11 protein-coding genes and 1 pseudogene are annotated in these 13,243 nt (G+C 60.4%); 5 read left to right on the top strand and 7 right to left on the bottom strand.

The window, feature by feature from the left end; genetic code table 11:
• Positions 1–22 precede the first annotated feature (22 nt).
• From JQK88_RS15690 to JQK88_RS15675, 4 genes are all read right to left on the bottom strand, one after another.
• Positions 23–682, bottom strand: coding sequence for an amino acid ABC transporter permease (locus JQK88_RS15690; protein WP_376740418.1), 660 nt, complete (start codon positions 680–682; stop codon positions 23–25).
• Positions 679–1,344, bottom strand: a complete 666-nt coding sequence (locus JQK88_RS15685) for an amino acid ABC transporter permease (protein WP_192252004.1) — start codon at positions 1,342–1,344, stop codon at positions 679–681. The genes JQK88_RS15690 and JQK88_RS15685 overlap by 4 nt, the downstream gene beginning before the upstream one ends.
• A 68-nt stretch (positions 1,345–1,412) precedes the next feature.
• Positions 1,413–2,225: a transporter substrate-binding domain-containing protein gene (locus tag JQK88_RS15680; protein WP_203278791.1), complete on the bottom strand. Its 813-nt coding sequence runs from the start codon at positions 2,223–2,225 to the stop codon at positions 1,413–1,415.
• Between the two features lie 260 nt (positions 2,226–2,485).
• The gene (locus JQK88_RS15675) at positions 2,486–3,295 is read right to left on the bottom strand and encodes a transporter substrate-binding domain-containing protein (protein ID WP_203278790.1); all 810 of its coding nucleotides are present in this window, start codon (positions 3,293–3,295) and stop codon (positions 2,486–2,488) included.
• A 179-nt stretch (positions 3,296–3,474) separates the two neighbouring features.
• On the opposite strand from JQK88_RS15675, the pseudogene JQK88_RS15670 reads away from it, so the two are divergent.
• A pseudogene (locus tag JQK88_RS15670) lies at positions 3,475–4,297 on the top strand (IS110 family RNA-guided transposase); the annotation flags it as partial.
• 537 nt (positions 4,298–4,834) lie between these two features.
• On the opposite strand, the gene JQK88_RS15665 reads toward JQK88_RS15670, so the two are convergent.
• Both JQK88_RS15665 and JQK88_RS15660 read right to left on the bottom strand, forming a co-directional pair.
• Entirely contained in the window at positions 4,835–5,206 is a 372-nt protein-coding gene (locus JQK88_RS15665) for a nuclear transport factor 2 family protein (protein WP_203278789.1), read from the bottom strand.
• Between the two features lie 521 nt (positions 5,207–5,727).
• Entirely contained in the window at positions 5,728–6,129 is a 402-nt protein-coding gene (locus JQK88_RS15660; protein ID WP_246749838.1) for a DUF2934 domain-containing protein, read from the bottom strand.
• Positions 6,130–7,039: 910 nt separating this feature from the next.
• Here JQK88_RS15660 and JQK88_RS15655 point away from each other — a divergent pair.
• The 3 genes from JQK88_RS15655 (at position 7,040) to JQK88_RS15645 (ending at position 9,604) form a co-directional block, all read left to right on the top strand.
• Positions 7,040–8,449 (top strand): DUF6600 domain-containing protein, encoded by a 1,410-nt coding sequence (locus JQK88_RS15655; RefSeq protein WP_203278788.1) that lies wholly within the window; start codon positions 7,040–7,042, stop codon positions 8,447–8,449.
• 219 nt (positions 8,450–8,668) lie between these two features.
• Positions 8,669–8,893, top strand: coding sequence for a DUF768 domain-containing protein (locus JQK88_RS15650; RefSeq protein ID WP_192251991.1), 225 nt, complete (start codon positions 8,669–8,671; stop codon positions 8,891–8,893).
• A 507-nt stretch (positions 8,894–9,400) separates the two neighbouring features.
• Positions 9,401–9,604 (top strand): hypothetical protein, encoded by a 204-nt coding sequence (locus JQK88_RS15645; protein WP_192251989.1) that lies wholly within the window; start codon positions 9,401–9,403, stop codon positions 9,602–9,604.
• Between the two features lie 113 nt (positions 9,605–9,717).
• Here JQK88_RS15645 and JQK88_RS15640 read toward each other — a convergent pair whose 3' ends face one another.
• The gene (locus tag JQK88_RS15640) at positions 9,718–10,329 is read right to left on the bottom strand and encodes a cell envelope biogenesis protein TolA (protein WP_203278787.1); all 612 of its coding nucleotides are present in this window, start codon (positions 10,327–10,329) and stop codon (positions 9,718–9,720) included.
• Between the two features lie 762 nt (positions 10,330–11,091).
• Here JQK88_RS15640 and htpG point away from each other — a divergent pair.
• Entirely contained in the window at positions 11,092–12,981 is a 1,890-nt protein-coding gene (htpG, locus tag JQK88_RS15635; RefSeq protein ID WP_203278786.1) for a molecular chaperone HtpG, read from the top strand.
• Positions 12,982–13,243 lie beyond the last annotated feature (262 nt).

The raw sequence follows: 13,243 nt of genomic DNA, 5'->3' as shown, positions 1-13,243 counted from the left end.
GCCGACATCATCAACGGCGTCTCTACCTTGCGTATCGTTCCGGTGGCGAAACGACGTTCGAGATGGCCGGCATAGAGCGAAGCCAGCACAAAGCGAAGTAGATCAGCGACACCGTGCCGAACACCATCACCGGCTGGAAGGTCACCGTGTTGACCTGCGTGGCGGCGCGGGCGAGCTCGGTCAGTCCGATCAGCGAGGCGATCGACGTCGTCTTGACGATCTGCACCATGAAGCCGACGGTCGGCGGCAGCATAAGCCGCACCGCCTGCGGGATGATCACCAGCCGCAGCGTCCTGATAAAGCGGAAGCCGAGCGCCGTGGCCGCTTCCCACTGCCCCTTCGGGATCGCCTCGATGGCGCCGCGAAAAATCTCGCCGAAGAAGGCGCCGCCATTGAGCGAAAAGGTCACGGCCGCCGCCACCCACGGGTCCGGCCGGTAGCCGAGGAAGGACGAGCCGTAATAGGCCATGAACAGCTGGATCAGGATCGGCGTGCCCATGAAGAACTGGATGTAGCCGGCGGCCAGCCAGCGCAGCGGCCGCGCCGGCGCCACGCGGATCGCCGCCACCACGAGGCCGATCAGGCCGCCGCCGGCAAAGGCAATCAGCGCCAGCAGGATCGTCCAGCGCGTCGCCAGCAGCAGGAACATCAATTCGTTGGGGCCGAAATCGCGCAGGCTCATTGCTTCCACCTGAACATGAGCTTGCCGATACCGGCAAAGAGCAGGCTGGCGGCCTGCACCAGCACGAAATAGATGACCGCGATGATGATGTAGACCTCGAAGCTGCGGAAGGTCTGCATGACGAGGTTGTTGGCGACCGCGGTCAGCTCCTCGGCCGCAATGGCGCCGACGATCGAGGTGCCCATGATCTGCAGGATGAACTGCGCCGACAGCGACGGGTAGACGGCGCGCGCCGCCGGCACCAGGATGACATGGCGGATGATGCGGTAGCGGCCGAGGCCGAGCGACTTGGCCGCCTCGATCTGCCCTTCGGGAATGGATTCGATACCGGCGCGCAGAATCTCGGTGGCGTAAGCGCCGAGATGGATCGACAGTGCTACGACGGCCGCCGTGTTGCTCGACAGCTTAAAGCCGAACAACGGCAGCGAGAAGAACACGAAATAGAGCTGGATCAGCAGCGGCGTGTTGCGGATCAGCTCGACATAACAGGCGATCGGCCACGACAGGAAGCGCGGGCCGAAGCTGCGGCCGATGGCGCCGAGGATGCCGATGGCGGTGCCAAACAGGATCGACAGCGCAGCCAGTTGGATGCTCTTCGCCAGGCCGCGCAGCAGCAGGTCGAGATGGATGAGGATCGGGCCGAATTGCAGGGCGGTTTGCATGGGCATCCCGTCACGAGGTCAGGCAAGCGGGGCCGATGCTACGGCGGCCCCGCCACGGAACAAAGCGATCAGAAAACCGGCAGCACCGGCAGCGGCTGGTTGCGATACTTCATCGACAGCGCGTCCAGTGTGCCGTCGGTCTTCATGGTGAACAGCCAAGTGTTGATCCACTGACGCAGATTGTCATTGCCCTTGGGGACGCCGATGCCGAAGTAGAAGGTTTTCAGCACGTATTTCTGCTCGAAGGCGTCGCCGTTCTCAGCCTTCTTAAGGTAGATCTCGCCATAGTCGCCGCCGCCCATGGCGTCGATCTGGCCGGAGATCATGGCCTGCATCAGCGCCGGCTGGTCGTCGAAACGCAGGATCTCGATACCCGGATTGGCCGCTGCCGCAGCAGTCAGCAGCCCGTCCGGCGCAGTGCCGCGCGTCAGCCCCACCTTCTTGCCGACCAGATCGGCATTGCCTTTGATCGCCATGCTCTTCGGCGCGATGACTACGGCCGACTGGCCAGCATAAGGAATCGAAAAGTCGATCTGGATGGCGCGTTCCGGGGTGATCGAGAAGATCGAGATCACAGCGTCGACCTGCTTGGTTAGCAATGCCGGGATGCGGCCGGGCGAGGTGACGGTGACGAACTCGACCGGAACGCCGAGCGCCTCGCCCATCTTGTTGGCGACGTCGATGTCGAATCCGGCTGGCTTCAGATTGGCGTCCAGAAAAGCATAGGGCGGCGTCGTTGTGTCGATGGCAACGACCAGTTTGCCGCGCGTGATGATCTCGTCGACCGACGCCGCCCAACCGGTGGATGGCAGCAGCAGCGATGACAGCGTCAGAACCAGGCTGACCAGCAAGGCGCCAACCCCTCTCAGGACATTCCGCATGTTTTCCTCCCCAGGCATATTTTTCGCCACGCCCCTCCCATCAGCTTCGTCGGTGAGGCGCAAACTGCCGACGATGCACGGCAAGACTTCATGTCCCGCCTGTTGGGTTTCTCCCAATAAAATTATAATATTATAATCTTTATAGCTTGTCTACGCGCTGCAAATTCGGAGAAGGCGGCTAAGCACCAATGCCCACCGGCTCTGTCGGTTGATGACGGAGCGGGGCCATCAGAGGCCCCGCCACTTGCTGGAAGAATTGATCAGAAAACCGGCAGCACCGGCAGCGGCTGGTTGCGATACTTCATCGACAGCGCGTCCAGCGTGCCGTCGGTCTTCATCGTGAACAGCCAGGTGTTGATCCACTGGCGCAGATTGTCGTTGCCCTCGGCAACGCCGATGCCGAAATAGAAGGTTTTCAGCACGTATTTCTGCTCGAAGGCGTCGCCATTCTGCGCTTTCTTCAAATAGATCTCGCCATAGTCGCCGCCGCCCATGGCATCGATCTGGCCCGACACCATCGCCTGCAGCAGCGAGGAATAATCGTCGAAACGCAGGATCTCGATGCCTGGATTGGTTTCCGCGGCCTTGGTCAGCAATCCGTCCTCGCCGGTGCCGCGCGTCAGCCCGACCTTCTTGCCGACGAGATCGGCGACACCCTTGATGCTGGTGCTCTTGGGCGCGATGACCACCGCCGACTGGCCGGCATAGGGGATCGAATAGTCGATCTGGATAGCGCGCGCCGGCGTGATCGAGAAGATCGAAATCACCGCGTCGACCTGCTTGGTCAGCAGCGCAGGGATGCGGCCGGGCGAAGTGACAGTGACGAATTCGACAGGAACGCCGAGCGCTTCGCCCATCTTGTTGGCGACCTCGATGTCGAAGCCGGTCGGCTTCAGATTGGCGTCGAGAAAGCCGTAGGGCGGCGTCGTTGTGTCGATGGCGACGACCAACTTGCCGCGCGCGATGATATCCTCGACCGACTGCGCCGAAGCGATCGACGGCTTGAGCGCCGACAGCGCCAGCACGATGCCGGCCAGCAAGGCGCCGACCCTTCCCAGGAAAGTCCGCATGTTTTCCTCCCATGCATTTTTTGGGCGCCTCGCGTCGATATCGCTCGTGCGGGGCGCAGGCCGCGCGACGACGTAAAACAGGATCGGTATTTCGCTGGCTTCCCCTTGCAAAACCGGAGCGCAGCATCCCTCTGCGACTTATAATGGTATGCTATTATAATATTTTAAGCTTGTCCAGGAACGTTGCCACGTCGCGCCGGCGGCGTCGTGCCAAGACCGACAAGATCGATGGCGAGGCGTTGGTGCGCTGCTCGCCTACAAACGAGGCGAGCCGCGCGTGTGCGCGATGGTTAGGGCACCGAGCGTCAAGGAGGAGGACTATCGGAGCATCGGCCGTGAACGCAAGGTTCTGGTTGGTGAGCGGACCTGCCATTTCAACCGGATCAAGGGCCTGCTGTTTGCTCAGGGCATCACCGGCTACGACCCGCTGCGACGTGACCGGCGACATCGGCTTGAGGAATTGAGGACCTGGGACGGCCGCGCGCTGCCAGAACATCTGAAGGGCCAAATCCGTCGCGAGCTCGACCGACTCGAACTGGTGATAGCTCAGATCAAAGAGGTGCAGGCGGAGCGCGCCGTTCTGCTGGCAATCGAAGTCTCCGAAACTCCAGCAACGACATTGCTCGATCTCAAGGGTATCGGCCCCGAGTGTGCCGCCATCCTCTACGCGGAAGGGCTGTTCCGGCACTTCGATAATCGCCGGCAGGTCGCTGCCTATACCGGGCTCGCGCCGACGCTTTGGCAGAGCGGATCGGTCCGAGCAAGGGGTCTCGAAGGCCGGCAACCCCCGGCTGCGAACGACGATGATCGAGTTGTCCTGGCTGTGGCTGCGCAATCAACCGAGTTCGGCGCTTACCCGCTGGTTCCGAGAACCCCTGATACGCAATCCGGGGCGTCTCAAAGACAACCATCGTCGCGCTTGCAAGGAAGCTGCTCGTAGCGCTGTGGAAATACGTGACCGCGGGCGTCGTCATCGAAGGTGCTGTCATGAAGGCTGTCTGACGAGATCACACCGATACACTCATACCTCGAGGCCTGATCAGCCTCGGCGGATCCTGGAGGCGAACCGAGATCCCAGCTGGCTGACGCCGTATAGGCGTTCACCCGACCGCGCACAACTGCATGACGGCGAGTTGATCCTTACCTTGATATTGCCCCGCGCCATGTCGATGATCAATGACCGGTCAACATGAATTCGACCCCGAAACGCTATAGATGGGTGCTGGCAGTGTTGGGTTGCCTTGTGGGGCTAATGTCATGGCGGCCACTACGGGTGAGTTTGGTCCCCGCGCGGAGGTCCCTACTGGCATATTAGCAATCGCGCAATTAATCCGTATGGACTAGCCCCCGTTGGTGGCCTTACCGGTCCTGTCCCGTTCCGCTGGATAACGGCGCCCTCTTGTCGGTGATCGTTCTCGATCGACTTCAGGAGCGGCTCATTACTCTTGCTGCCAGAGCTTCCCCGGCACCCTGTGCGATCTCAGAACATGGCTGCCAGTCTTGCCGCGATCTCGCGAATTGGCGCTATGGAGCCAGCTTTTACTCCACGATCTTCCAATACGAATCTTTGCGGATCACCTTGCCGTTGCGGAACGTGTAAAAGTCGCAACCACGTACCTCCTTTTTCACGCCCTCGCGGGTAGTGCCGGTGAGGATCCATTTGGACATGCCGGTATCGGCAGCCGCATCGACGAAATGCTCGCCGTCGCCGTAGTGGACATCGGGTAGGCCTTCGAAGCGTGTTGCCAGGGCGTCACGTACGCTGGGCTTACCCTCGAAGCGAGAGCCCCAGGGGCTGCTTCCCCTCGGCATCTCCAGGACGCAGTCGTCGGCAAAGAATGCCATGATGCGATCGAGGTCGTGCGCGTTGAAGGCTTCGCATAGCTCCGTCAGTGTCGATCGAATGTCCATCCGCCTGTCTCCTGGATAACCGATTGCGTGCGCGTTCGAAGTACGTCACTGGCGACGGGGCCGGTCAAGACCTCCGACGCTCCGCCCGCTAGCAGGAAGCGAACCTACCGCTTGGGTGCCTCATAACCCCCGAATCATCCCCGCCACCTTGCGCGATCTCTCCTACATCGCCGCCTCTGATACGGGTGGTGGATGAAAAGACGATAGATCACGCTCTCGACCTCCTGACGCAGTATCGAAGTATCGTCGGAATTCCAAAACGGTCCACCGCATACCTTGTTGATTTCTTTCGCAATGGTCGCGCGTTTCGCGGCTGGTTCGTCGGCGAGGATTGGCTCCTCGGGATCCCGATCCCAATCATTATCATCCTGGGGCTCTTGGGATATTTGCATTAGCCCACCGCTCGCAACGACCGAAGCCCCGCTTCGGTCGGGCTTCCTATTTGCTGAAATTCTGTTGACCTGTCGCCAAGCTCCGGGCCGCTTCGTCGATCGCCTCGCGGTCATTGCCCAACATATCGATTAGGTCTTAGGCTTGGTCGCCAGTAGGCCGGTACGCATCGCCAAAGCTTCTACCGTCATGACGTCGGAACTGGCGGTCTCATCGCGGCGCGGCTTTCTCGACTTGGCCGATAGTACCGTCGCTCCAACGGCGCTTGGTTCTATAAATGCCTGCTCAGCCTCCAGTTGCTCCTCGCGCTCGATTTCTGCCTCAGCCCGGTGCCAGTGTTCCTCCGGGTCGCCATGCCCGCCGCCTTCGCGCTCCCAAATTTCGTATGCCCGTTGCCGAATTCTTTGGTGCTTCCTTGTTGGATTTCCACCAACGCGGTGAGCGTCGAAACGATCCAGCACGGAACGATGATTTGGGGGTGAAGTGTGACGGCGAATTAGGATTCCGAGACCCGACATCTTGTTGAGGGACAAACAAATGCTCCGCCGTGACTAGACTCAACCTATCGTACTAGCGAAGGTTCCCATGTTGCCGGGGTCGCCTCGCGTGGGTTTTTGTTGTCGGCAGCGTGTTTGAGGTCATTTTTGAGGCGATGTAAAACCGTGCCGGCAGCTTGGCGGACTAAATTTTATTCCATGTCGGGAACGTCACCAGCGGTGAAGAGCAGTCGCCAAGGGCAGGGTCTCCTTCGCGGCGCCAGGCGATAACTCCAACGTGGCCGGAAACCAGACCCTTGGCTGTCCGGATGGCGCGGTCTTCGCTCTGTTGATCGCTGGGACCATAGGCTGTGAACAATTCGCTGCGGCCATTCCGCGGTTGGGAAGGGGATCGTCTGGCCAAGGGCCGATATCTTTTAGAGATCGAGGCGCGCGGCGCACTCGACCTCGCAGAGCATATGCAGGCTTTTCTCCGATCGACGATGCGGAAGGGATGATACGACCGGCGCGGGCGATCAGCTGGAATGACTGGTATGCGCTCATCCAGCCACTCGCGAGCGCCTGCGGACTCCCCGAAACCAGCCATTCGTTCATCCGAGCCAGCGCAACGATGCCTAGCCAGATGGAACTGCCTGCGCAGTGGCACCAGAGGTACAGCGAGGCGCTGGGTTTCGCAGTTGAGTGCAAGAAACACCTCCTAACCTCGCGGGATGACTCTATCGCATGCTCAACCCAAGCGACCGTGATGGCCAGTGCGCAAAGCGCTTCCCGTTGCATTGCCTTTCGGCACGCATTTGTGACGGCGGTGATGATCAGGTTCACCGCCTGAATTGATTGCCAGTGTCATTGTGCGACGCCCAGAGCGGGCAACGTTCGCAACGTGGAACAATCCGACAGCCGGCGAGTTTCAAAGATGAAGGGCGATCTGTTTCGGAGGAAGACCAGGATGAAACGCGTCCTTGCCCAAAATGCGGTGCGATTGATGCTGGGCGGCGTAGCCGCCTGTCTGTTCACAGTCGTCGAGATTCCCAACCCGATTATGCCATTGTCGCTTGTGTCCGAGGCGGGGGCTGCCACCCAGGTTTCGATTAGCACATTCTATGAAGACCTGTCTCCCCATGGTGATTGGGTTTCGTACCACGGCGCGTCCGTTTTCGTGCCGGTTGATGTACCTGACGATTGGCGTCCGTATACCGTTGGACACTGGGCCTATACCGAGCAGTATGGTTGGCTGTGGGTATCTGACGAGCCATTCGGCTGGGCGACGTACCATTACGGCCGGTGGGGCTATGCCGACGATATCGGCTGGTACTGGGTACCGGGCACTCGTTGGGCGCCAGCATGGGTGAGTTGGCGTCGTGACAGGGAGCACATGATTTGGGCTCCGCTGCCGCCGCGCCGCGATCCGGATTTGATTTCAATCGAGGTGACTTTCGACACGACGCCTGATTATTACTGGGTTGTGGTCCCCACCCGCGAATTCCTGGCTGCCGACATTTCTACCGTCATTATCCGTGATGAGCCGGAGTTTGTGCGCATCGTCGAGGCGGCCGAGCCGGCCGGGGACGTGACGATCCAGAACAACGTGGTGATCAACAAAATCATTGATGTCGACGTGATCGAAAAAGCGACGAATCAGAAGGTGACTACCGTCAAGGTTAGCAAGACCAACGCGCTCGAGCAGTCCGGCAAACTGGAAAACAATACGGTCGCTGTCTTTGAGGGGGAGGTGAAAGCCGACCCCAAGGCCAAACCTGCCAAGCTCAAAGACATCGACGAGGTGAAGCAGGTTCAGTCTGGCCGGAAATCAAAGCCGACCGAAGGCGCTGCAACGACCGAGCAGGCCAAGCCCGAAGAAACCACCAAGCCTGAGAAGCCGAAGGTCGGCGAGCAGCCCGCCGCCGAGCAGCAGCGGGCGGAGCCCGAAAAGGCGGCCAAGTCTGAGAAGCCGAAGGGCAAGAAGCAGCCCGCCGCCGAGCAGCAGCAGGCCGAGCCGGAGCAGGCGGCCAAGCCTGAGAAGCCGGAGGGCAAGAAGCAGCCCGCCGCCGAGCAGCAGCAGGCCGAGCCGGAGCAGGCGGCCAAGCCTCAGAAGCCGAAGGGCAAGAAGCAGCCCGCCGCGGAGCCGCAGCAGGCCGAGCCCGAGCAGGCGGCCAAACCTCAGAAGCCGAAGGGCAAGAAGCAGCCCGCCGCCGAGCAGCAGGCCGAGCCCGAGCAGGCGGCCAAACCTCAGAAGCCGAAGGGCAAGGAGCAGCCCGCCGCCGAGCAGCAGCAAGCCGAGCCCGAGCAGGCGGCCAAGCCCAAGCCACAGAAGCAAAAAAACAAGGCGTGCGATCCGCAGACTGACGCGAACTGCTAGCTGTGCGCTGAACGGCAATGCGTGAAAAGCTGCGAACCCTCGCCACTTTCCTTCGCTGCCGACTGGAAGCGCGTAACGCCGGTCAGCGAACACAGGATAGGCATGCAACCCGAAGAGGGTGAGCCGTTACCTCGCGCCCCGAGGCTATTTCGAAAGGCCTGACATTGTCCGTTACCCATCCTAGGTTTGTCTCGGCAGAGGTCGTTATCTAGAAAAGCGATGAGCACCCGAGGTGCCGACTTTCTGTACAAATGGATTTCCGAACATATGCCGGAAGGGCCAACCGACGACCCGGGCCGGCTTGTGACCGATATGGCAGACCAGGCCCTGCGGGCGGCCGCCGTCGAAGGCATCCCAATTCAGGAGATCGATGAGGAGATCGGTAGCGTTTATGAAGCGATCATTCATGCCGTTGAACATCGCGACGGCGGTCGCGCGGATTGAAGATTTTGTGGCTGCCTCAGGCGGTTCGCGGTCACGACGAGAAGTTTACCGGCACCGAGCCAAAACCAAAACTCCACTACGGCTGAGCTGACCGACGATAAAGCTTCTCCCGTCTACTGCTCGGGAGCAACTCGGTTGCTGGCATCGAGGCACCTTTGCGGTCTGAGCACATGCGGCCATTTGCGATAAGTTGCTGAGCTTTTACGAAATTGCTGAATTCGGGTGGATTGACCATCCGAAAAATAGTGTCTCGATTGAGGAGCTAGACGGCCAATGGGATGTGCAGGTCATGGAAGAAGGCGCGGTCACCCAGCATCTTTTCGGGACCGAAGACTTCGCGAGAAATTTGCGGCTCGTCAGTGAATAAGGTTTAATCCCAAACCGGCTCTGTCGAAGAGCTGGCGAAAGCCAAAAGTGTAATCTCGGTCAGCCGTTGTTGCTTGCCGCCACGGCGGAACAGGTTGTCAGCAGGCACGTTCCTCCAAGGCCTAACCTTGGAGAACACAAATGGACGACGACCTCCGCAGGAGACTTAAGGACCTCAGCTTCACTTTGCAAAATCGTGCGACAGAGCTCTCGTTAACCGGTGCTAGCGGCGACATAGCCATCCTCATGTCAGGAGTCGCGATCACACTTGAGGCTTTGCTCGTCGTAGCCGAAGAGGCCAGAACCCCACGCTCCGGCCCATCCGTCGCGCCTGACGCCGGATAAACATCTCCTAGGCCTGGAGAGGTTCAACCGATGGCAATTACCGAGTACTGAAGGCCGCCAGCCTCGGGTTAGCAGCCGGCTCGCAGGAGCCAGGAGCAACGGGAACCGCCTGCCTACTCTCCTGCCTCCTTCAGCGTGTCACTGTGCGCCTGCTGTTCGCGCTCCCATCTTTGGCTCTCGTTGGCTTCCTCTTTGTCCAGCTCCTCTCGTCGCCGTCTGATGGAGTTCGTCGTGCTCTCATGGCGGCTACGAGCGCGCGCGAACGCGGCATTAGCCTTGGCGATCATCCGCTCGCGTTGCTTCTTCGCACGCTCGCTCCTGGCCTCCGCCTTTGCGCGATCCAGGGCCTCACGTTTTCTTTCCCTTTCGAGAGCGGCCGCCGCGTTCCGTTTCGCTTTCTCGTCGGATTTCATGTCGACGTGCTTGCTGGTGTCCGCGCGCTGCCCACGACCCTGCGGAGCCCGCTGGACCCCCTCCGGTGCTTTCGGAAGCACAGCCTTTTCAGTGAATTTCCCATGCGATCCGACCGGCCGCCGCAACACCACGCCTGGCGCGGCCATGGTTGCTTCCACCACTTTGGGGTCTTCTGTCGGTTTCGCGAATCCGCGTTTAAAGATGTCGGGATCGGCACCCCAGGCCTCTGCGGCAGCTTTCATCGATGGTGCTGCGACGGCAAGGTCAAAGAAGCCAATCGAGGTTTGATAGACTTTTAGTTTCTTCGCCATCCGATGGAGACCTTACAAGTGTCCTTGCGCTTTCAAGCGACCTTGCTCACTGGATCGTATGTTTCGGGGGCAAGAAAGGGAATGATCGAATTTTTCGGATCGGATGGAAATCAAGCGGAAAGTCCCGTGCTCTAACAAAATAGCTGCATGATAACAGTCTGTTGGCGCTCTCATTCGGGGGGTGTCATTTTTATGGCCGGCCTCTTGAAACTGAAAAAAGGGAAAACTAGGTCACGGTGGCGTCAACACTGATGTGTCTCTCCGCGCAGCGGGTATCGGCGGCCTCCGAGGCATTTGGTGGCGGACCGGGAACACTTTCGACGATCCATTGCTATGTGATGAAAACAAATTGTTTTGGAGGTGGAGACATGATCACTGGCCGGTTGTGAAAGGCCGCGCTTTCTGCTGCTCGGTCCGCTCCAAATCCTGCACCGTCGAGAGTAAGCGCAAGCGATGACTAACAGGCGGTTTGACACGCCGGTAACCTGCTAGTCGGAATGGGTTTCCGACTAGATCGAGAGCGTGGTGGGAGCGTATGCCCTGCTTCAGGATTAGCCGGCCTGCAGCCGCAAAGCCGGCGTCGCAGGCGAGAGCGCGCCGGAACCGTCCGCGCAACCCTGATTGCCTTCGTCCGCCGCCATGGTTCGTCGGCGCCCGCGGGTTTGGCTGGCGGCGCGTCCAGGACAAGCAACACCGTCTGAACGATTGACATCCGACACGACCTCGTGCGGAGACCAAGCTGCAAACAACAGGAAACGTGAGATGACGATAGACACGAAGGTGAAAGAAACCAGAGCGTTCGAGGCGGATGTTTCGAGGCTGCTGCACATGATGGTGCACTCTGTCTATTCGGATAAGGACGTCTTCCTGCGCGAACTGATTTCCAACGCCGCCGACGCCTGCGAAAAGCTGCGCTTCGAAGCGGTCAGTTGGCCCGAATTGCTAGCTGACGACCCGAAGTTGCGGATCACCGTTTCCGCCGATGCCGATAACAAGCAGATCACCGTCGAAGACAACGGGATAGGCATGAGCCGTGACGATATGGCCGAAGCATTGGGCACGATCGCGCGCTCGGGCACGCGCGCCTTCGTCGAACGCGTCGGCGTAGGCGGCACGGCCGACGATACGCAGTTCATCGGCCAATTCGGCGTCGGCTTTTATTCCGCCTTCATGGTGGCCGAACGCGTCGATGTCACCAGTCGCCTAGCGGGAAGTGACGAGGCCTGGCGCTGGTCGTCCGACGGCAAAGGCTCTTACGAGATCGCGCCGGCCCCGCTTGAAGCAGCCCCCATGCGCGGCACTCGCGTCGTTCTACACCTCATGGACGACGCCATCTCCTATACCGGATCCTACCGGCTTGAGCAGCTGGCCAAGTCGCAGTCGGGCCATGTGCCGGTGCCGATAACGCTCATCGAGAAACCCGGCGCCGACGCGCGCGACATTGCCGACGGCACGGCACTCTGGGTTAGGCCGAAGAGCGAGATCAAGCCCGAGGAATACACCGACTTCTACCGCAGTGTTGCGGGCCAGTATGACGAGCCGGCCGCCACCATTCATTTCCGCGCCGAAGGAAGGCAGGAATACAGCGTGCTAGCCTTCGTGCCCGGTTCGCGTCCCTTCGACCTGTTCGACCAGGACCGTAAGGGCCGTCTGAAGCTCTATGTGCGCCGCGTCTTCATCACTGATGATGCCGACCTTCTGCCACGCTACCTGCGCTTCGTCCGCGGTCTGGTCGATTCCGCCGACCTGCCGCTCAACGTCTCGCGCGAGATGATCCAGGAAAGCCCGCTGCTAGCCTCGATCCGCAAGGGCCTGACAAATCGCGTGATTGGCGATCTTGGCAAGCTGTCGGAAAACGAAGCTGAGGCCTATTCCAAGATCTGGGAGAATTTCGGCATTGTCCTCAAGGAAGGACTCTATGAGGACTATGAGCGGCGCGAGCAATTGCTGAAACTCGCCCGCTTCCGCTCGACCGCTTCGAGCGAAGGCTGGCGCAGCCTCGCCGACTATGTCGCCGCGATGAAGGAAGGCCAGAAAGCGATATTCTTCATGGCCGGCGACGACCGCGCCCGGCTCGAAGCCTCGCCTCAGCTCGAAGGGTTCAAGGCGCGCGGCATCGAGGTGCTGCTGCTCACCGATCCTGTCGACAGCTTCTGGGTGACGATGGCGCCGGACTTCGAGGGCAGGCCCTTCAAGTCGGTGACGCAAGGCGTGGCGGAGCTATCGGACATTCCGCTGCTCGACGACGGGAAAAAGCTGAACACGGCGGCAACGCCGGAGGTCGATGCCTTCTTGGCGTTCGTGAAGTCGGCTCTCGGCGACGCCGTCTCGGACGTCAAGGCCTCCGACCGCCTGACCGAAAGCGCGGTCTGCCTTGTCGCGCCCGAGCACGGTCCGGACCGCCAGTTCGAGCGGCTGATGAACGCCGCCGGTCGCCTCGACAGGGCGGCCAAGCCCATCCTGGAAATTAATCCACGGCATGAGCGCGTGCTGGCGCTCGCCAGCCTTGGCGAAGACGAGCAGGCCTTTAAGGACGATGCAGCCCACCTTCTCTACGACGAGGCCCGCGTGCTCGACGGCGACAAACCAGCGGACGCCAGTGCGTTTTCGCAGCGTCTGGCGCGGCTGATCGCGCGCGGGCTGACCAAGTGATAGTCGCTCACTCCATAACTGATCCTTCCTGATTGGTGCGGCAATCGACCCGATTTGGGTTACCGCATCCAGTCCAATGGCTCGAACCGAGGCGGAGACGGTTTGGAACGCGGCACTCAGCGTCGCTATGATTTGATGCTCTCGGGCCGCCCAAATCATGCCAGCTTTTTCACGCTGAGCAACCTACTTCGCTGGGCGTTCAGGAAGGACGCTTACCAAGACAGTTGCGCTGGCACATTGGCGCAATCTTGAAGAGCATCGC

Source organism: Mesorhizobium caraganae (assembly GCF_016836705.1).
GTDB lineage: Bacteria > Pseudomonadota > Alphaproteobacteria > Rhizobiales > Rhizobiaceae > Mesorhizobium > Mesorhizobium caraganae.
This window is presented reverse-complemented; position numbering and strand designations above follow the sequence as displayed.